This window comes from Brachybacterium sp. GPGPB12, from assembly GCF_038396325.1.
Lineage (GTDB): Bacteria > Actinomycetota > Actinomycetes > Actinomycetales > Dermabacteraceae > Brachybacterium > Brachybacterium conglomeratum.
Genome location: NZ_CP149573.1, coordinates 2,947,260 through 2,964,813, shown reverse-complemented (window position 1 = coordinate 2,964,813; position 17,554 = coordinate 2,947,260). Strand labels below are relative to the sequence as shown.

At 68.6% G+C, this 17,554-nt stretch carries 18 protein-coding genes and 4 pseudogenes; 8 read left to right on the top strand and 14 right to left on the bottom strand.

Going from position 1 to position 17,554, the window contains the following annotated elements; translation table 11 throughout:
• Window positions 1–89: 89 nt before the first annotated feature.
• Together WKH84_RS17280 and WKH84_RS17275 are read left to right on the top strand one after the other, a co-directional pair.
• Window positions 90–746, top strand: a complete 657-nt coding sequence (locus tag WKH84_RS17280) for an ABC transporter ATP-binding protein (RefSeq protein WP_341854545.1) — start codon at window positions 90–92, stop codon at window positions 744–746.
• A complete protein-coding gene (locus tag WKH84_RS17275) occupies window positions 743–1,555 on the top strand; it encodes a dipeptide/oligopeptide/nickel ABC transporter ATP-binding protein (RefSeq protein WP_341854544.1) in 813 nt (270 codons plus the stop codon). Before WKH84_RS17280 ends, WKH84_RS17275 begins: the two co-directional genes overlap by 4 nt.
• Window positions 1,556–1,654: 99 nt before the next feature.
• Here WKH84_RS17275 and WKH84_RS17270 read toward each other — a convergent pair whose 3' ends face one another.
• From WKH84_RS17270 to WKH84_RS17225, 10 genes and pseudogenes are all read right to left on the bottom strand, one after another.
• Entirely contained in the window at window positions 1,655–1,966 is a 312-nt protein-coding gene (locus WKH84_RS17270; protein WP_341854543.1) for an antibiotic biosynthesis monooxygenase, read from the bottom strand.
• Between the two features lie 33 nt (window positions 1,967–1,999).
• Window positions 2,000–2,929 (bottom strand): NAD(P)-dependent oxidoreductase, encoded by a 930-nt coding sequence (locus tag WKH84_RS17265; protein WP_341854542.1) that lies wholly within the window; start codon window positions 2,927–2,929, stop codon window positions 2,000–2,002.
• A 121-nt stretch (window positions 2,930–3,050) separates the two neighbouring features.
• The gene (locus WKH84_RS17260; protein ID WP_341854541.1) at window positions 3,051–4,040 is read right to left on the bottom strand and encodes an SAF domain-containing protein; all 990 of its coding nucleotides are present in this window, start codon (window positions 4,038–4,040) and stop codon (window positions 3,051–3,053) included.
• Entirely contained in the window at window positions 4,034–4,408 is a 375-nt protein-coding gene (locus tag WKH84_RS17255) for a Gfo/Idh/MocA family oxidoreductase (RefSeq protein WP_341854540.1), read from the bottom strand. The genes WKH84_RS17260 and WKH84_RS17255 overlap by 7 nt, the downstream gene beginning before the upstream one ends.
• A 72-nt stretch (window positions 4,409–4,480) precedes the next feature.
• Window positions 4,481–5,341, bottom strand: a complete 861-nt coding sequence (locus WKH84_RS17250; protein ID WP_341854539.1) for an NAD(P)-dependent oxidoreductase — start codon at window positions 5,339–5,341, stop codon at window positions 4,481–4,483.
• Window positions 5,338–6,366 carry a TRAP transporter substrate-binding protein gene (locus tag WKH84_RS17245; RefSeq protein WP_341854538.1) on the bottom strand — a complete coding sequence of 343 codons (1,029 nt, stop codon included), beginning with the start codon at window positions 6,364–6,366 and terminating at the stop codon, window positions 5,338–5,340. The genes WKH84_RS17250 and WKH84_RS17245 overlap by 4 nt, the downstream gene beginning before the upstream one ends.
• A gap of 68 nt (window positions 6,367–6,434) precedes the next feature.
• A pseudogene (locus WKH84_RS17240) lies at window positions 6,435–7,738 on the bottom strand (TRAP transporter large permease).
• 30 nt (window positions 7,739–7,768) lie between these two features.
• Entirely contained in the window at window positions 7,769–8,287 is a 519-nt protein-coding gene (locus WKH84_RS17235) for a TRAP transporter small permease (protein WP_341854537.1), read from the bottom strand.
• A gap of 28 nt (window positions 8,288–8,315) precedes the next feature.
• Entirely contained in the window at window positions 8,316–9,089 is a 774-nt protein-coding gene (locus tag WKH84_RS17230) for an SDR family NAD(P)-dependent oxidoreductase (protein ID WP_341854536.1), read from the bottom strand.
• A gap of 24 nt (window positions 9,090–9,113) precedes the next feature.
• A complete protein-coding gene (locus WKH84_RS17225; RefSeq protein ID WP_341854535.1) occupies window positions 9,114–9,941 on the bottom strand; it encodes a sugar phosphate isomerase/epimerase in 828 nt (275 codons plus the stop codon).
• A gap of 202 nt (window positions 9,942–10,143) precedes the next feature.
• Here WKH84_RS17225 and WKH84_RS17220 point away from each other — a divergent pair, with 202 nt between their 5' ends.
• On the top strand, window positions 10,144–10,737 hold the full coding sequence (locus tag WKH84_RS17220; RefSeq protein WP_341856944.1) for a GntR family transcriptional regulator: 594 nt from the start codon (window positions 10,144–10,146) through the stop codon (window positions 10,735–10,737).
• Window positions 10,738–11,011: 274 nt separating this feature from the next.
• On the opposite strand, the gene WKH84_RS17215 is transcribed toward WKH84_RS17220, so the two are convergent.
• The gene (locus tag WKH84_RS17215) at window positions 11,012–11,290 is read right to left on the bottom strand and encodes a hypothetical protein (RefSeq protein ID WP_341854534.1); all 279 of its coding nucleotides are present in this window, start codon (window positions 11,288–11,290) and stop codon (window positions 11,012–11,014) included.
• A gap of 220 nt (window positions 11,291–11,510) precedes the next feature.
• On the opposite strand from WKH84_RS17215, the gene WKH84_RS17210 reads away from it, so the two are divergent.
• The 3 genes from WKH84_RS17210 (at window position 11,511) to WKH84_RS17200 (ending at window position 13,074) form a co-directional block, all read left to right on the top strand.
• On the top strand, window positions 11,511–11,681 hold the full coding sequence (locus WKH84_RS17210) for a hypothetical protein (RefSeq protein WP_341854533.1): 171 nt from the start codon (window positions 11,511–11,513) through the stop codon (window positions 11,679–11,681).
• 404 nt (window positions 11,682–12,085) lie between these two features.
• On the top strand, window positions 12,086–12,394 hold the full coding sequence (locus WKH84_RS17205; RefSeq protein WP_341854532.1) for a transposase: 309 nt from the start codon (window positions 12,086–12,088) through the stop codon (window positions 12,392–12,394).
• Window positions 12,395–12,426: 32 nt separating this feature from the next.
• Window positions 12,427–13,074: a DDE-type integrase/transposase/recombinase gene (locus WKH84_RS17200; protein ID WP_341854531.1), complete on the top strand. Its 648-nt coding sequence runs from the start codon at window positions 12,427–12,429 to the stop codon at window positions 13,072–13,074.
• Here the strand turns inward: WKH84_RS17200 and WKH84_RS17195 are convergent.
• Window positions 12,971–14,319, bottom strand: a pseudogene (locus WKH84_RS17195) (IS30 family transposase). The gene WKH84_RS17200 and the pseudogene WKH84_RS17195 sit on opposite strands and share 104 nt — an antisense overlap.
• 93 nt (window positions 14,320–14,412) lie before the next feature.
• On the opposite strand from WKH84_RS17195, the pseudogene WKH84_RS17190 reads away from it, so the two are divergent.
• Window positions 14,413–14,706, top strand: a pseudogene (locus WKH84_RS17190) (IS3 family transposase); the annotation flags it as partial.
• A gap of 51 nt (window positions 14,707–14,757) precedes the next feature.
• Here WKH84_RS17190 and WKH84_RS17185 read toward each other — a convergent pair.
• Together WKH84_RS17185 and WKH84_RS17180 are read right to left on the bottom strand one after the other, a co-directional pair.
• Window positions 14,758–15,633 (bottom strand): hypothetical protein, encoded by an 876-nt coding sequence (locus WKH84_RS17185; RefSeq protein WP_341854530.1) that lies wholly within the window; start codon window positions 15,631–15,633, stop codon window positions 14,758–14,760.
• Between the two features lie 48 nt (window positions 15,634–15,681).
• Window positions 15,682–15,948, bottom strand: coding sequence for a PD-(D/E)XK nuclease family protein (locus WKH84_RS17180; protein WP_341854529.1), 267 nt, complete (start codon window positions 15,946–15,948; stop codon window positions 15,682–15,684).
• A gap of 365 nt (window positions 15,949–16,313) precedes the next feature.
• On the opposite strand from WKH84_RS17180, the pseudogene WKH84_RS17175 reads away from it, so the two are divergent.
• Window positions 16,314–17,552 (top strand): annotated as a pseudogene (locus WKH84_RS17175) (IS1380 family transposase); the annotation flags it as partial.
• Window positions 17,553–17,554: the final 2 nt, after the last annotated feature.

Sequence of the window (17,554 nt, the reverse complement as noted above, 5' to 3'; positions counted from 1 at the left end):
CAGGTGGTCGCCGGCATCTCCCTCGACCTCTCCCCGGGAAGATCCAGGGCCTCGCCGGGGAATCCGGCTCCGGCAAGACCGTCAGCGCCATGGCCGTGCTCGGGCTGCTGCCGGCGACCGCGCAGGTCGGTGGCTCGATCCGATTGGGCACCACCGAGCTGGTCGGGATGCGCCCCCGTGAGCTCAACCGGGTGCGCGGCCGCCGCATCGCCATGGTGTTCCAGGATCCCTCGGCCAGCCTGCATCCGCGGCTGACGATCGGGGCACAGCTGACCGACCACGTGCGTGCGCACCTGCGCCTGAACCGGCGCGATGCCCAGCGGCGGGCCGTCGACCTGCTGACCCAGGTGCACGTGCCCGAGCCCGCCGAGGCGCTGCGGAGGTACCCGCACCAGTTCTCCGGCGGTCAGCGACAGCGCATCGCGATCGCAGTCGCCCTGGCCTGCGACCCCGAGGTGCCGCTGGCCGATGAGCCCACCACCGCCCTGGACGTCACCGTCCAGGCGGGGATCCTCCACCTCCTGCGGGAACTTGTGGACCAGCGCGACCTGGCCGTCTTGCTGGTGACCCACGACCTCGGCGTGATGAGCGCCGTCGCGGACGACGTCGCGGTGATGCGCTACGGACAGATCGTCGAGTCCGGCGAGACCCACGACGTCTTCACGACGCCCCAGCACGCCTACACGCGCACGCCGCTGGAGTCGATGCCCGATGCGCAGCAGTCACTCGTGGAGGACGACGAATGAGCACCGTTCTGGAAGCGACGGACCTCGCGGTCGAGTACCGCGGGCACCGCACCGTGCGGGCGGTCGACGGCGTCTCGTTGACGATCAGCGCCGGCGAGGTGCTGGCGCTGGTCGGCGAGAGCGGGCGCGGCAAGTCCTCCACCGCCCGCGCCGTGATCGGCATGGAGAAGCCCCACTCCGGGGACGTCCAGTTCCGGGGAGCCCCGGTGCCGCCACTGGGACTGCGCCGCCGGAAGGCCGAGCTCACAGCGATGCAGATGGTGTTCCAAGACCCGAACTCATCACTGAACCCGCGCAAGCGGATCGGGGACCAGATCGCCGACGGAGTCACCGCGGCACGAGCTCGCGGTCTGTCCTCGGACGCTCCCCGTGAGTGGCTCGGCGCCGTGGGCCTGGATCCCGACATGGTCACTCGCTACCCGCACCAGTTCTCCGGCGGTCAGCGCCAACGGATCGCGATCGCCCGGGCCCTGGCCGCGCGACCGGACCTGCTGGTCGCCGACGAGCCGATCTCCGCGCTGGACGCCTCCAGCCAGGCGGAGGTCGCCTCGATGATGCGCCGGCTGGTTCTCCAGGCCGGAGCGGGCATGCTGTTCATCTCCCATGACCTGTCCGTCGTGCGGATCATGGCCGACCGTGTGGCGGTGATGTACCGCGGCCGGATCGTGGAGTCCGGGCCGACGGCGATGGTCTGGGCCGATCCGGTCCACCCCTACACGAAGGCGCGCGCTGGGAGCGATCCCGCGCCCGGACGGGAAGGGCGTCGCGCCGGCGGCCCCGGCGGCCGAGGCCCCTGCGGAATGGCATGAGGAGGCGCCGGGGGCGCTGGACCGGGGGTGAGGGCAGACCTCGCTGGCTGATCCCCAGCGACCCATATCGGCGTACTCACACTCCGCTGGAGCGACCCGTCACAGCCGCCCCTGGTCCTCGGAACCGATCGGGATCGGGGTCATGCGTGTGACCAGCGTGGGCTTCTCGAGCAGGTCTTCGACGTCCCCTCGCAGGATGGCCTCCGCGGCGCCACCGGCGTGTGCGCCGAGGTCCCCTGCGGCTGTCCACTTCTCGATCATGGTGATGGTGCCGTCCTCCGCATCATGGATCGCGTACAGCTCGCAGCCCTTCTCTCCATGAACGGCCTCGATACCGGCGCGCATCGCAGTGGCCAGCTCCTCCTTGCGGCCGGGCGGCGGGTAGAACACGGCAGTCACAACAACAGTCATCGGTGAGCCTTTCTCCTGGGTGCCGGTGACAGTTCACCGCGCACCTCGATTCGTCATGCATTCCAAAGGCGCGCCGTATCGTCCGGCGCGACTCCGCCTCAGCTCTTGAGGAACATCTCCTGCACCGCGGCGTGGTCGTCGCGCCCGAGCCCGGCCTCGACCGCGGCCTCGAACAGCTCGAGCGAGCACCGGCACCATCCGGGACGGCAGGGCCACGCTTTCGGCGGCGTCCGTCGCGTACAGCAGGTCCTTGACCTGGTTGTCGGTGGACCCTCCCAGCGGGTAGCTGCGATTGCGAAGGTTCTCCTGCTTCTGGGTGAGGACCTCGCTGCCGGCGAGCCCGCCCTGGAGCAGGGTGATCAGGGCGTCGATGTCGAGTCCGCTGCGCCGTGCGAGTGCCAGCGCCTCGCCGAGGGAGGCGAGGGTGCCGGCCACCACGATCTGGTTGCACAGCTTCGCCGTGGCACCGCTGCCCAGGGGCCCCAGGTGCGGCACTGTGGAGCCGACGTCCTCGAGCACGCCGCGCACGGCCTCGACGTCCTCCTCCGCGCCGCCCACCATGATCGACAGGGTCGCGGCGCGCGCACCCGCGACGCCGCCGGAGACGGGCGCGTCGACTACGGGGATCCCGTCGGCCGCGAGGTCCTCCGCCAGCGCCCGCACCTGCTCGGGACCGGTGGTGGACAGCACCACCAGGCGGGTCCCGGCCTGCGACCACGCCGCCCGCACCTCGGGGGTGAGCAGGGCGCGGAGGTGGTGGACATCGGGGAGGACGGAAAGGATCACCGGCGCGGCCGCGTCAGCGAGCGACTGTGCCCGTACCGCGCCCGCGGCGACGAGATCGTCCGCGCGGCTCGGGGTGCGGTTCCAGACCGCCACCTCCCGGTGCGCGGCGAGCAAATTCTCCGCGATCGGATGGCCCATCGGGCCCAGGCCGATCACCGACACTGTCGGCTGTTCCATGAGATCTCCTTCGTAGGGCCCGGTTGGTCGCCGACACGGCACGGCAGTGCGGCGACGGGAGGCGAGGCGGGGCGCGGCCGGTGACGTCAGCACCCCACCTCGCTCAGAAGAGGCAGCGACCTCAGATGGCCGCGGGCTCGCCGGCTCGCTCCATCAGGGCCACGGTCGCGCGGCGCATCTCCAGCACGGTCTCCATGCCCTCGACCATCTCGACGTCGTCCCAGGTGACGACCTCGCCCGCGGCGACGTCACGGATAAGCGGGACGCTGTGCGCGAGGGCAACGGGGAGCCCACCGCGCGCCACCGAGGTCTCGGCGGAGATCAGCTTGCCGTACACGCAGAACCCGCCCTCGCCGTCGAGCACCTCGCCGGCGGTGAGGTCCTTCTTCGCGGTCGCGACCACGTCGGCGTAGAACCCGGCCGGGTCGCCGGTCGCCACGCCGCGGAGCACCGCGTTGGCGATCGAGATGCCGAGCTCGAGGCCGACGTAGTGGTACGGGCGGTACAGCGCGGCGTAGCGGCCGGTGGAGTCCGGGTGCCAGGGGTACTCGGTGAAGCATCCTGAGACGTAGTCGTTGGTCGCCTCGACCACAACGAACACGCCCTCCTGGGTGTTGTGGTCGATCCACTCACCATCGCGGGTCACCGAGCTCATCACGTCCACCGAGCCGTTGTGCGCGAGCACGCCGCCGTCGGCCGCGGGGCGGCAGATCGAGGCGATCTGCTCCACGTCCCCGGGGGTGAAGGTCAGCCCGTCGTCGGAGGGGAACAGCGAGGCGGCGTTCGCCACCGCCGCCATCTCGATCGCGGCCTTCGTGCCATCGCGGAACGAGGTGTGCATGTATGGGTTCAGCTGGCCGGAGTCGGTGAGCTCCTTGGAGAACTCCCAGTTCTCCCACACGTTGTCCGGGTTCATCTGGTGGTAGTGCGGGAGGTACTTCGCGCCCTTGCCGGCGGCGGTGACCTTGAATCCGGAGGTGCGGGCCCAGTCCACAAGCTCCCAGATAAGTGCCGGCTGGTCCCCGTAGGCGAGCGAGTACACGAGACCGGCCTTCTTGGCCTCCGCGGCCAGCGCCGGGCCGCACAGCGCGTCGGCCTCGACGGTCACCATGATGATGTGCTTGCCGCCGCGGATCGCGCGCGCGCGTGGTCGGTGCCGACGATCGGGTTGCCGGTCGCCTCGACGATGATGTCGAGGTCCGCGTCCAGCAACGCTCCCGCATCGGGGACCACCACGGTGGTGCCGTTCGCGAGGGCGTCCTCCACGCTCGAGGCGACGGCGTCGGCCGGCCACTCCACGAGCTCGAGGGCGCCCTTCGCGCGCTCGGTGTTGATGTCGGCGATGCCGACGACATGCATGCCCGGGGTGTTGCGCACCTGGGAGAGGAACATGGTGCCGAAGCGGCCCGCGCCGATGAGGCCGATCTTGATCGGGTCACCGGCGTCCTGACGGCCCTTGAGGAGTTCGTGCAGATTCATGGTGGTGTCCTTTCAGACGTGAAGGGGTGTGCGGGGTGAAGGGGCGGCGTGCGGGCTGCGGTCGCTCCCGGTTCAGGAGGCCGGGTCGAGGACGGCGATGACCCGGGAGTCGTCGGCGGATCCCGCTCCGCGGCGGTGGGCGGTCAGGAAGTGCTCGCGCGCGGCGGCGAGCACGGGGACCGGAGCGGCGACGCGTTCGGCGGTCTCCAGCGCCAGCTGGGAGTCCTTGACGAAGATGTCCACCGAGGAGTTCACGGTCTCCGGCGGGGTGAGCATGCGCGGGCCGCGGTCGGTGAGCATCCAGGAACCGGCCGCGCCGCGGCCGAGCGACTCGAGCGCTCGTTGCTGGTCGAGCCCCAGCCGGCCGGCGAGGGAGAGCGCCTCGGCGGCGGCGGCCAGATGGATGGAGCACAGGTGCTGGTTGACCATCTTCATCATCTGGCCATCGCCCACCCGGTCTCCGACGACCTCGGCCGTGCCGAGGGCGCGGAGCACCGGCCGCGCGGCGGCGATGTCCGTCTCGGCCCCGCCGACGAACAGCATCAGCGTGCCCGCCGTCGCCCCGGCGACCCCACCGGTCACCGGCGCATCGACGATGCGGGCACCGATCGTCCGCGACCGCTCGGCCTGGGCGAGGACCGCGTCGACGCCCAGGGTGCCCGAGAGGATCCAGGTCGCCTCGGTCGGCCCGGCGGCGAGGGCGTCGTCCACCACGGCGGCGAACTGTTCCGCGGTGGCGACCATGGCCAGGACGCTCGTGCTCGGTGGGGCCTGCCCGAGGGCCGCCACCGTGGTGAGGTCGGCGGCGTCGGCTCGGCGGCGCGCCGAGGGTTCGACGCCGACGACCTCGAGGCCGACGGCCGTCAGGTTCCGCGCCATGGGCAGTCCCATCGCGCCGAGCCCGACGACCACCGCGTCGACGGATCGACTCACGCCTCGCCCCGGATCTGCTCGACCCAGGTGGCGACCTGGTCCGGGAGCCCGTCGATGAGCGGGGCGACCTTCTCGACCCACTGCTCGCGGTCCTCGAGCTCGACGAAGACCATGCCCTCGTCCTCGAGCGTGGTGCGGTACTCCTCGAGGTTGGTGACGGTGCGCTCGGTGTAGGTCTTCCCCACCTCGTCGGCCGCCTCGCGGATGATCTGCTGATCCTCCTCCGAGAAGCCGGCGAGCGCCTCGCCCCACATGAGGAAGTGGTAGTTGGCGTACATGTGCTGGGTGAGGGTGCAGTGGGTCTGCACCTCGAACAGCGCATTGAAGGTGGCGACATCCAGCGGGTTCTCCTGACCGTCGATGACGCCCTGCTCGAGCGCGGAGTACACCTCGTCCCAGGGCATCGCCTCGGCACGCGCGCCGAGCGTCTGCCAGGTGTCGACCATGGTCTGCGTGGAGGGGGTGCGGATGGTGAGGCCCTGGAGCTGATCGAGGGTGGCGACCTCGGAATTCGCGGTGAGGTTCCGGGCGCCGCGGAACATATTGCCCAGCGGCTCGAAGCCGGTGGCCTCGGTGAGGGCGGTCTTGATCTCGGTCCCGAGCTCGCCGTCCCAGACCCCGAAGAACTGCTCGTCGGACTCGTAGAGGAACGGGGCGGTCTCCACCGCAGCGAGCTCGCTGTAGGCCTCGAGGGAGAGGATCGACTCGATGACCATGTGGGTGGTGCCGAGCCGCAGGCCCTCGATCATCTGCTCCCAGGAGCCGAGGGTTGAGTTGGCGTGGATCTCGACCGTGAGCCGGCCGTCGGTGCGCTCCTCGATGAGCTCCTTGATCTGTTCGGAGCCCAGCTGGCGGGGATCCGTCTCGGAGCCGGCGTGGCCGAGCACGAGGGTGGTGGGGGCACTGTCGGCGCCTCCCGCATCGCTGCCGCCGCCTCCGGGGCGGAGACTCGAACAGCCTGCGAGGCCGAGGGTGGCGGCACCGAGGGCGGTCATACCGGTGAGGGACTGCCTGCGTGTGATCATCGTCGAACACTCCTTTATGGGGGTGGGGTCGTGCGGTGGGATGCACCGGACGGGCGTCCGGCGCGGGGTCAGAACGCGATGCCCGGTAGCCAGGTGGTCAGCACGGGAACGAAGGTGAGCGAGATCAGGACCATGAGGCCGGAGAGCAGGAAGGGCCAGATGCCCTTGACGGCTTCAAACATGTCGATCTCGGCGATCTCCGAAGCGAGCATCAGGTTCAGACCCACAGGCGGGGTCACGAGGCCGAGGCCCATGTTCACGACGATCACGACGCCCAGGTGCGCGGGTCGATGCCGAGTTCCATGGCGACCGGGAACAGGATCGGGATGAGAATGATGATCGCGGCGTTCGCCTCGATGAACATGCCGACGAACAGCAGCAAGACGTTGATCAGAAGCATGATCACGATCGGACTCTGGGAGACCTCGATGAGCGCACCGGCGATCGCCTGCGGGACGCCGCCCGAGGTGAGCGCCCAGGAGTACAGCTGCGCCGACGCCATGACGAGCAGGATCAGACCGATCAGGACGATCGAGTCCTTCATCGCGACGATGATCTTCGCCGGCGTGAGCTCGCGGTACACGAGAGCACCGATGAGCACGGAGTAGGCGACGGCCATCGCGGTCGCCTCGGTGGGCGTGAAGATCCCTCCTCGGATCCCGACCAGGATCAGGACCGGGAGCATCAGCGCGGGGATGGCCGCGATGAAAGCGGGCAGGAGGGCGGGGATGTCCGCCTTCGGGGTGCGGCCGATCTCCTTCGGATCGACCGTTGCGACGGACTCCTTGTCGAAGCCGCGACGCTTGACCGTGAGAAGGACCGTGCCCATCAGGACCGCCATGTAGATGATCGCGGGGACGATGCCGGCGAAGAACAGCTGTCCGATAGAAGTCCCGGTCACCACGCCGTACAGGATCAGCGTGATCGAGGGCGGCAGGATCGGCGCGATGATCGCGGAGGCCGCCGTCACGCCTGCCGCGTAGGCGGCGGTGTAGTTGCGCTCCTTCATGGCGGGGATGAGGATGCGGCCCAGCGAGGAGACGTCCGCGACGGACGAGCCGGACAGCCCACCGAAGAACACCGAGGAGAGGATATTGGTGTGGGCGAGACCGCCGGATAGCCGGCCGACGATCGCGTCCGCGAGCCCGAGCGACCGCTTGGAGATGCCGCCGACGTTCATGAGGCCGCCGGCCAGGATGAACAGGGGAACGGCGAGCAGCGGGTAGGGGGTGATCCCGGCGACGATGCGCTGGGCACCGATCGCGAGGTTGTTGTTGGTCATCAGGTACAGCGTGATCAGCGAGGCACCGGCCAGTGCGAAGCCGATCGGGATCCGTGCGAGGATCCCGCCGCCGAACGTTCCCAGGAGCATTCCGCCCATGTCTGTGATTCCTTTCCCGACTCAGAGCGCTTGCTCGGCGGGGTCGACCTCGACGGTGGCGGGCGCGATGAATCGCCGTACGAGCACCTCGAGCTGGAAGATGAAGCTGAGTCCGAATCCGATGGGGACGGCGAGCATCTGCCACCCCGAGGAGATCCCGAGGCTCGGGAGCTTGCGCTGGGAGGAGGTGCCGAGCATCTCGATCCCGTAGACGACGAGCGTCGCGCAGATGAGCAAGACGACGACCGAGGCGATGGTGAACATGATCTTCTGCAGGGTCTCGGACCGTCCGCGCCAGATGTCCACCAGCATGTGCCGCCCGCTGCGGGTCCCGAGTGGTATCGCCAGCGGCGCCGTCCACACGAAGGCGGTCTGGGCGAGCTCGGGCGCCCAGGCGGTGGACTGGCTGGTCACGTAGCGGGCGATCACCTGCCACACCACGGTGAGCACGATGATGCCGAGGGCGATCACTGCCGCCGCCATCACCACCTTCTCGATCGCGTCGAGGACCTTCTTCACCATGTTCGTCGCTGAATGCATGGAGGAGCCTCCTTCTTCGTCGGTTCGGTCAGGCGATGTAGGCGCCGCCGTTGATGTTCTGTGTGGTGCCGGTGAGGTACGAGGCGTCCTCGCTGGAGAGGAAGACGAACAGGGCGGCGATGTCCTCCGGCGTCGCCTGCCGTCCCAACGGGATCGACGCGGACAGCGCCGCTTCCCGCTCGGCATCGGTTGCGCCGGCGCGGATATCGGTGCTCGCCGCGCCGGGAGAGACGGCGTTGCAGGTGATCCCGTAGGGCGCGAGCTCCCGGGCGATCGAGCGCGTGAAGCCGAGGACGGCCGCCTTCGCCGCGGAGTACGGGGTCTTCGAGAACACTCCGCCGCCCTGCTGCGCGGAGACCGAGGACATGGTCACCACGCGCCCGTAGCCGTGCTCGATCATGTCGGGCACGAAGGCGCGCACGGTGAGGAAGGTGCCGGTCGAGTTGACCGCGAACACCCGCTCCCACAGCTCGGGAGTGACCTCCAGGAAAGGCGTCGGGTCCGCGATGCCCGCGATGGTCGCGACCGCGCCCACAGGCGGCAGATCCGCGGCCTGCACGGCGGCGTGCAGGGCGTCCACCGACGCGGCGGAGGTGACGTCGACCTGGTGGGCGAGCACGGGCACGGCGGATTCCTCGGCGAGGACGGCGGCGGTGGCCTCGGCGGCCGCGGCGTCGAGGTCGGCGACCACGACCGCCCATCCCTCACGGGCGTACCGCCGGGCAGTGGCTCGGCCGAGGCCGCGCGGGGAACCGGCGCCGGTCACGACGGCGGTGCGCTGGGTGGAGAGGGTCAGGTCCATGAGTGGTGTCCGATCGTCCGCGAGTCAGAGGAGGGAGGAGATGAGGCGGCCGGCGCGCGCGGCGGCGGCGGGTCGTTCGGCGTCTGCAACGTCGGCCGTCTCCAGTTCGAGCGAGAAGTCGCCGCTGTAGCCGGCGGCGGAGAGCGCGGCGATCGCGGCGGCGAAGTCGACCTCCCCGTTGCCCGGGGTCAGGTGGATGTCGCCGCGGCGGGCATCGCGGATGTGGATGTGCGCGACCTCGGAAGCGAGATGGTCGATCCAGCTCAGCAGATCGTCGCCGGAGGCGACGACGTGGCTGAAGTCCAGGATGGAGCGCACGGGGCCGCCGCGGAGCGCCTCGATGAGTCGCCCGGCGCGGTCGCGGTCGAAGCAGAGCCGGCCCGAGTGCTGGGACTCGACCCAGATCTCGACCCCGCGGGTGGCGGCGATCCGCGCGGCATGATGCGGCTCCTCGGCGACGAGGCGGATGTCGGTGGCGAGATCGCGGAGCGGTGCGTGGCCCTGGGAGCCGCACGGCGGCACGATGGCCGGGGCACCGACCTGCACGGCGAGGTCGAGGAGCCGCTCCAGGTGCTCGTCCCGCCCTGTCCGTCCGTCGGCGTCGAGCGGTTGGTTGAGGTCGCCGATGTCGGCGTTGATCGAGCGCACGGCGAGTCCTGACCCGCGGAGGGTCGAGGCGACCTCGGCCACGGCGTCCGCCGTCAGCTCGTACGGGACGTGGTCGCACACTCCGGGTAGTGCACCGAGGTCGATCCCCGAGAATCCGAGGTCGGAGATCTGGCGCAGTGCGGCCTCGAGCGGGAGGCGGCGGAAGCTGATGGTCGAGCAGATGACTCGCTGGTCAAGAGGCAACTCTGTCTCCTTGCGGACGGCGACGTCCGAGCTTGTGAGGTCGATGTTGAGGACAGTACGGGTCTAACTGTTCGACTGTCAACAGTTGCCAGCAGCGCGTTATCGCGGTTCAATACGAAGATGACGTCGCCTACCGCCCCGCTCCCCTCGCTCCAATCCCAGAACCTTCGGGAGCAGGCACTCGTGGCGCGCGCGGGAGGCCATCGTCATGGGGTCGCTGACTCCTGGCTCGCACCTGGCGGAGGTGCGCCTGGCAAGCGATCTCGGCATCAGCCGGGGGACGCTCCGCGAGGCTCTTCGGCGGCTCCAGCAGGAGGGTCTCGCCGTGACCGACGGTCGCGGCAGGTTGCACGTGCGCTCGCTGGACGCGCGCGTGGTCCGCGATGCGTTCCGGGTCCGGGCGGCGCTAGAGTCCCTCGCCGCGCGCACCATCGCCGAGCTTCCCGGCGCGGCGAAGGACGACGCGCTGACGGCGCTGGAGCAGGCTCTCGAAGTGATGGGCGCGGCCGAAGAGGAATCGCTGCACGTGCGGCTGGAGGCCGACGTCGAGTTCCACCGCACCCTGTGCCGGGCATCGGGGAACGCGCGACTCCTCACGACATGGGAGCAGATCTCCGGCGTGGTGCGGATGTCAATCATGTTCGCCGGCGTCGACAAGGCCCGGCAGAACGTCGCGGTCGCGCGTCACCGCGAGGTCACCGAGTTGCTCCGGGAGAACCCTCGGGACCTGGAAGAGCGGATGACCGCGCACATCCTCGGCGTCCTGGACGACTTCGAGCTCGCGCTGGAGGAGTGACTCCGCCCCGGTGGCCTCAGCGGGCCGATGACGTACCGGCGCGCGCGATCTCGCCACACTGGTCGCCTCGGGGATCCTGCGGCGGCACGGGAGCAAAAAGAGCTCCTGGTACAGCCCCGCGGACTCCTATCGAGCCTGGTTCACCGAGTGCGCGAGCAGACGAAGACCGCCTTCGACGCCAGCGCCGACCCGTACCGCCTCGCCGGGCGAGGACACGAGATCCCTGTAGGCCCAGAAGCCGGCTGATCGACACGACGACGCAGTCATCACCGGCTCAGATGAAGCCTTCCTCGACGAGCACGCACCCGCTCTCGGTGATGACATGGGCCTGGCCCGACCGGCCGACGACACGGCTCCAGCTCTCCACGACGAGCCGGTTCCTGTGGACCGACATGGTGAAGCCGCCATACATCCCGGGATACGGGACCCACAGGTTCTCGAGCTCGTCCATGATGATCACCTCAGTGGGCACCGGCCGGAATCGCACGGGCTCGAGGGCACTGGTGCGCTCAGCGATCATGCCGGAAAGGTGATGATCCCATGCCGCGAACATCCGCGCGCATGATCGCTCGCCTCACGCGCGGCGAGGATCTCCAACAGGCGGAGGTGGCCGCGCTTCCGCGCGAGATCGACCGCCTGAGCACCGGGCGGGACCGCACCGGCTCAAGGCTCCGGGTGCGCTCTGCGATGAGGGCGGTCAGGTGCCGGTCCCACGCGGCGAACGTCTGCCGCTCCTGTGCGTTCGGCTCCGACACGGAGAGGATCTCGAGCAGGTGGCGGTGGCCGCAGGTCCGGGCGAGGTCGTCCACCCGGGCGCCGTCGGCCGTCCGGAGCGAGCGCCACGCGCCGAGCCGGATCAGCCGCTCGGCGACCTCGACCGGGGCCCCGAGCCACGCCGCCTGGTGCGCGGGGTGAACCAGGACGTCCCGCCGAACCGCCACTGATTGGCGTCCTGCGCCTGCCCCGACTCGAGGAGGTCGATCACCACGTCCCAGCGGCCCGTCTTCGCGGCGTCCGCGAGGCGGTGGGACGCCTCGACGATGCTCTCGTCGAGCCTGACCGAGGGCGGTGTCTGAGAGGTGCGGAGAGCCAGTCTCCTCCGCGACTCTCCGTCGTGTTCTGCGGGCCGTGCGTTCTCAGATCAGGAATCGCAGCGGCGCCGGTATGCGCACCACGAACTTCAGCACGACCCAGAGCACCTCGGGCGCCTCCAGGAGGACAACCAGCATGCAGAGCACCGGCGCGACAGAATCCGCGCACCTCGAAAACGCCGCGCGGGGGACTGATGCGCGTATAGGTGTCACATGATCTGTGGCGCTGTGGAGCGTTGCAGGGAAGGATGTGGACCATGCCCGCTCCCTATCCCCAGGAGTTCCGTGACGACGTCGTGCGCGTCGCGAGGAACCGTGAACCTGGCCAGAAGCTCGCGGTGATCGCGAAGGACTTCGGCATCTCCGAATCCTGTCTGACGAACTGGATGCGCCAGGCCGATGTCGAGGACGGTGCCCGGCCCGGTAAGACCCGTGAGGAATCCTCCGAGCCGCGGGATCTGCGTCGCCGGAACCGGTCGCTGGAGCAGGAGAACGAGATCCTGCGCCGCGCGGCCGCCTACCTGTCGCAGGCGAACCTGCCGGGAAAAGGCTCTACCCGCTCGTGAGTGAGCTCGCTGCCGATGGGATCTCTGTCGCGGTGTCCTTGCGGGTCCTGAAGCTCTCTCGCCAGCCTTACTACCGCTGGCGAAAACAGCAGTTCACCGAGTCCGAGCTGGTCGAGGCCTATCGCGCCAACGCTCTGTTCGACGCGCACCGTGAGGATCCCGAGTTCGGCTACCGGTTCCTCGTCGGCGAAGCCGCTGAAGCGGGCGAAGTGATGTGCGAGCGGACTGCGTGGCGGATCTGCCGAGACAACCAGTGGTGGTCCGTGTTCGGCAAGAAGCGCGGCAAGAACGGCAAGCGCCCGGGCCCGCCCGTGCACGACGACCTGGTCAAACGCGACTTCACCGCCGACGATGTCAACGAGCTGTGGCTGACTGACATCACCGAGCACTGGACCGACGAGGGCAAGCTCTACCTCTGCGCGATCAAGGACGTATTCTCCGGCCGGATCGTCGGCTACTCCATCAGCGACCGGATGAAGGCCCGCCTCGCGGTGAACGCCCTGAACAACGCCGCTTCACGGCGTGGCGACGCCGCCGGTTGCATCGTGCATTCGGACCGCGGATCCCAGGGTGGATTCAATCGGTGGATGCAACACCCTCTTGCTCGAGTGACTGTAGGCGCTCGGCGAACACCTCAGCTGGAGACTTCCAGCCGAGGACCTTCCGGGGACGATTGTTGACTGCCAGCGCGACCGCTTCGAGGTCCTGCACAGTCCAGCGTGAGAGATCGGTACCCTTCGGGAAGTACTGACGTAGCGACCCGTTCGTGTTCTCGTTCGTGGGCCTCTGCCACGGCGAGTGGGGATCGGCGAAGAACACCTTCGTGCCCGTCTCCACAGTGAACTGCGCATGCCCAGACAGCTCCTTGCCGCGGTCCCAGGTCAGCGTCTTGCGCAACTGCTGCGGCAGGGTCGTCATCGAGGCAGTCAAAGCGGCGTTCATCGCCACAGCGCCGTAGCCGGCCAGGGCGGGACCGTTCTTGACCCGCGGTGTCTGCCCGTAGCCGTCCAGCCGAGGCAGGTGCACCAGCAACGTGGCTCGGCTCTTGCGCTCAATGACGGTACCGATCGCGGACCGGTTCGTGCCGATGATCAGGTCACCTTCCCAGTGTCCTGGCACGGCGCGGTCAGCGGCTTCGGCGGGGCGTTCACTGAGGACCACATCCTCGGTCACGTGCCCTTGAGGCTTGTTCTTCGACCGGGCTCGGGGCGCCCGCAGAGATCGGCCGGTGCGCAGGCAGGCGACCAGTTCTCGCTTGAGCGCGCCCCGGCCCTCGATGAACAGGGACTGGTAGATCGCCTCGTGACTGATACGCATGGACTCATCCTCGGGGTAGTCGATCTCAAGCCGGTGTGAGATCTGCTCCGGACTCCACGCCGTGACCCACCGCCGGTCGGCCCGGCGTGGCTTCGACCTGCCCTTCCACGCCGGTACGTCCGGCCCGGCCACGATCGACCCATCTGGATGGCACACATCGCCGCTGAGCCGGTCCTGGACGTAGTTCCGTAGTTTCGGGTTCGCGACCAGCTTCGCGGTCTTCGGCCTCCGCGCCATCAGCTCCGCCTTCCACTGCGCGACCGAGGCCCGGTACTCCAGCTTCCCGCCGCGGGTAGCGGCGTTTCGACGCGACTCGCGCGAGATCGTGGCCGGGTCGCGGTTGATCCTGCGCGCGATCTCGCGCACGCCCACCTGCTGAGCGTGCAGGACAGCGATCTCCTCCCGCTCAGGAAACGACAGATAACGTCCGCCAGGCTCGGTGAGTTCGATCGTCCTCATGCCGCCACCTTGTCGGAACCAGCGTGCCCCGACGGTCGCAGACACGCCCACCTTCCCGGTGCGTCCTCCGAGGAGCGTCCCGTCGCTATCTCTTTCCAGAACCTGCGTTCGATGCCGCGGCGCGTCTTCGGGGCGCCTGGCGAGATCATCGCCGACCGGCCCGTGAGTTCCTTCAGCCATCCAGCTGGTCGTCCCATCAACACCCTCCTCGACCTGAGGTGTTGCGTCCACCAGTTGAATCCACCCAGTTTCGAGCGCGAAGCTTCGTGCACGCCCTGAACCGCCATCACCTCATCGGATCGATGGGGAAAGTCGGTGCCGCAGGGGACAACGCCGCGATGGAATCCTTCTTCGCGCTACTCCAGAAGAACGTCCTAGACCGCAAGCGATGGCGGACTCGAGAAGAGCCGCGGATCGCGATCATCACCTGGATCGAGAGGACCTACCACCGACGACGCCGACAGGCCCGCCTGGGCCGATTGACCCCCATCGAGTACGAGACCATCATGAACCCGACCGTCAGCCTGGCGGCCTAACCCCAGCTGACACCTGATCGCACACCAGTCCCCGGGGACCTCCGGTCTCCGCTACGCCGCGCTCAGAGCGAGCACGGCGTCGCGCAGTCTCACGTCATCGCTTGCCAGACCTTTGATGACTTCGTCGAGTCGCACGTCCGTCTGAATGATGTGCCCCGCATGGCGTACGTCAGCGGCCGGATAGGTCACGAAGATCCGTGAATAGTCGGGATCGACGTCCACTTCGGAGAGGTGCGCCAGCACGTGAGCGGCCGTCGGCCCGAACACGAGGTGGAGGGTGCGATTCGGGGCGGGTCGTTGAAGGGAGAGCCCCCACAACCAGAGCCCCCTGGTGTTGCTGCCCACTGTCTCCAGCCTCGCGCCGTCCGGCGCGTTCTCGAGCCGCTTCACCAGAGTCGTGCTCGCGAATCGCCTCAGTGAAGCCTTCACCCGGGCGAGAGTCCGTCGGCCGTCCTCGAACTGCCGATGAGCATGGGCGGCGACGATGTCGGCGAACTTCTGGGCGACTTCCTCCTTCGAGGAGTCGCCGTAACGCGCCGACTCCCCTGCGTCGCACATGCCCTTGATGAAGTCGATCTGATCGTCGAGACTCACTGCGGCTGGACCTTCCACGAACTGGTGAACCATCTGCTGGATGAAGAAGTCTTGCTCCGGGTGCGCGTGGACCCATCGCTCGTCCCGGACTACGTGCTCCCGGAGCCTCTCGAGGACCTCGGCATAGGTCACGACGACGGCCTCCTCCCAGCCGTTCTGCTGGAGGGCGACCTCGCGCCGCTGACAGAGCAGGACCACCGCGCCGGCCCCTCCGGTGGAGATGGCGTGCTCGCGATACCGGGCGTAGCCATGGCCATGGCCGTCGGAGATCTCGTAGTTCTCGATGACGACTGCCGCGTCATCCCGGGTGAGGAGGATGTCGGCGATGTCCATGCCGACCTCGCCGCCGTCGACCTCCTCATCACCGCGAGTGTCGACCTCCTAGGTCACCCGGTATCCGGTCACGGGCGACTGGTCGCCAGGAGGAAGGGAATCGTTGACCAGGTCGAGGAAGATGCGCTGGGCCGCATCGCCGAGCTCATGAGTCGCGTCGATCGTGAACAGCCACGCGAAGACATTGGAGAGCCGCTTCTCGTGCGTCCCGTGATGCATCACCCGGAAAACATTGAACTGCTCTGCGAGGCTCCGCGACAGGGATGGCAGGAGCGCGGTGACGAAGCCGCTCACGTCATCGGGGCGGCGGGACATGCTTCGATGCTAGTTGTAGTGGGTCACGACGTTGTAGTCACCGGGCCGGGGATCAAGGAACGGGCCCCCGAACCGGCACGATGGGTGGCGCTGGAGCCATGGGCCGGTCTCCTCGAACGGCGAGCATCATGGTCCACGGATTTGGGACTGCCGCACCGATAGGTCAACGTCACCTACCGGTGCGGCAGTCCCTGGTGTGCGGGGACGGTCGGCGGTTGCCATGGCGAGACCGCCTACAGCTAGCCTCGGGCTTTCATCGTTGAGGTGTCCGAGGGGTGGCCGTAGACGCGGAAAGGTGCTCCTGACCTGGAAGAATAGGGCTTGCTTAGGGTCCAATTCTCCAAGGTCGAAGGAGCACCTTCAGGGTGAACACTACCGGGTTGTATCCGCGGGTGCAGGTTGATGTCGCACCGAGTGCGGCGGTGGGGCAGGCGGGTGGGGTGTCGCTGACCGAGACGGTCCGCGCCACCGGCCTGGACCGGGCCCTGTCGCAAGCGCTGGGACCGTGGCGGCGCCCGTTGGCGCGGCATGATCCAGGCAAGATCCTGCTCGACCTCGCGCTGACACTGGCTGAGGGCGGGGACTGCCTGGCCGACGTCGCCGCGGTGCGGGCCGAGCCGGACGTCTACGGTCAGGTGGCCTCGGATCCCACGATCTCTCGCCTGCTCGCGCTCCTGGCCAGCGATGTCGATCGCGCCGAACGCGCGATCAACACCGCCCGGCGCCGCGCCCGCGAGGCGGCGTGGGCTCGGGCCGGCGACCATGCCCCGAGCCATCACGTCACCGCGAAGAACCCGCTGGTCATCGATCTCGACGCCACCCTCGTGACAGCTCATAGCGAGAAGGAGAACGCACGAGCGACGTTCAAGAAGGGATTCGGGTTCCATCCCCTGGCCTTCGCCGACCACGGCAAAGTCAGTGGTGGGGAGATGCTGACCTGCCTGCTCCGGCCCGGGAACGCGGGCTCCAACACGGTCGCTGACCACAAGACCGTGATCAGACAGGCGCTGGTCCAAGTAGGGCTGGGGCCCAGGCCGGGGAAGAAGGTGCTGATCCGGATCGACGGTGCCGGCTCCACCAAGAAAACCATCGAGGAGCTGGTCAAACGCCGGGTCTCGTACTCGGTGGGATTCACGTTGCCCGCCAACACCCCGGAGGTCTATCGGATCATCCCCGAACATGTCTGGGAGCCGGCCTATGACCCCGACGGCACCCCACGAGAAGGGGCGGACGTGGCCGAGCTGACCGAACTGCTGGACCTCAAGGACTGGCCTGAGGAGATGCGGGTCATCGTCCGCCGCGAGCGACCGCACCCCGGGGCGCAGCTGCGGTTCGAGGACGTCGACGGTTACCGGCTGACCGCCTTCGCGACCAACACCACCCGAGGGCAGCTGGCTGACCTCGAGGTCCGTCACCGCCGCCGGGCGCGATGCGAGGACCGGATCCGGGCCGCGAAAGACGCTGGCTTACGGAACCTGCCGCTGAAATCCTTCGCCCAGAACCGGATCTGGTGCCAGATCATCGCTCTGGCCAGCGAAATCACTGCCTGGATGGGCCTGCTCGCGCTTCCCGACTCCTCGGCACGGCGGTGGGAACCCAAACGGGC

Bases quoted from the DNA above. Each gene is read 5' to 3' on its own strand.
- WKH84_RS17280 (WP_341854545.1), top strand. From the start codon at position 90: ATGGCCGTGCTCGGGCTGCTGCCGGCGACCGCGCAGGTCGGTGGCTCG.
- WKH84_RS17275 (WP_341854544.1), top strand. From the start codon at position 743: ATGAGCACCGTTCTGGAAGCGACGGACCTCGCGGTCGAGTACCGCGGG.
- WKH84_RS17270 (WP_341854543.1), bottom strand. From the start codon at position 1,966: ATGACTGTTGTTGTGACTGCCGTGTTCTACCCGCCGCCCGGCCGCAAG.
- WKH84_RS17265 (WP_341854542.1), bottom strand. From the start codon at position 2,929: ATGGAACAGCCGACAGTGTCGGTGATCGGCCTGGGCCCGATGGGCCAT.
- WKH84_RS17260 (WP_341854541.1), bottom strand. From the start codon at position 4,040: ATGGTGACCGTCGAGGCCGACGCGCTGTGCGGCCCGGCGCTGGCCGCG.
- WKH84_RS17255 (WP_341854540.1), bottom strand. From the start codon at position 4,408: ATGAATCTGCACGAACTCCTCAAGGGCCGTCAGGACGCCGGTGACCCG.
- WKH84_RS17245 (WP_341854538.1), bottom strand. From the start codon at position 6,366: ATGATCACACGCAGGCAGTCCCTCACCGGTATGACCGCCCTCGGTGCC.
- WKH84_RS17235 (WP_341854537.1), bottom strand. From the start codon at position 8,287: ATGCATTCAGCGACGAACATGGTGAAGAAGGTCCTCGACGCGATCGAG.
- WKH84_RS17230 (WP_341854536.1), bottom strand. From the start codon at position 9,089: ATGGACCTGACCCTCTCCACCCAGCGCACCGCCGTCGTGACCGGCGCC.
- WKH84_RS17215 (WP_341854534.1), bottom strand. From the start codon at position 11,290: ATGTTCGCGGCATGGGATCATCACCTTTCCGGCATGATCGCTGAGCGC.
- WKH84_RS17205 (WP_341854532.1), top strand. From the start codon at position 12,086: ATGCCCGCTCCCTATCCCCAGGAGTTCCGTGACGACGTCGTGCGCGTC.
- WKH84_RS17185 (WP_341854530.1), bottom strand. From the start codon at position 15,633: ATGGACATCGCCGACATCCTCCTCACCCGGGATGACGCGGCAGTCGTC.
- WKH84_RS17180 (WP_341854529.1), bottom strand. From the start codon at position 15,948: ATGTCCCGCCGCCCCGATGACGTGAGCGGCTTCGTCACCGCGCTCCTG.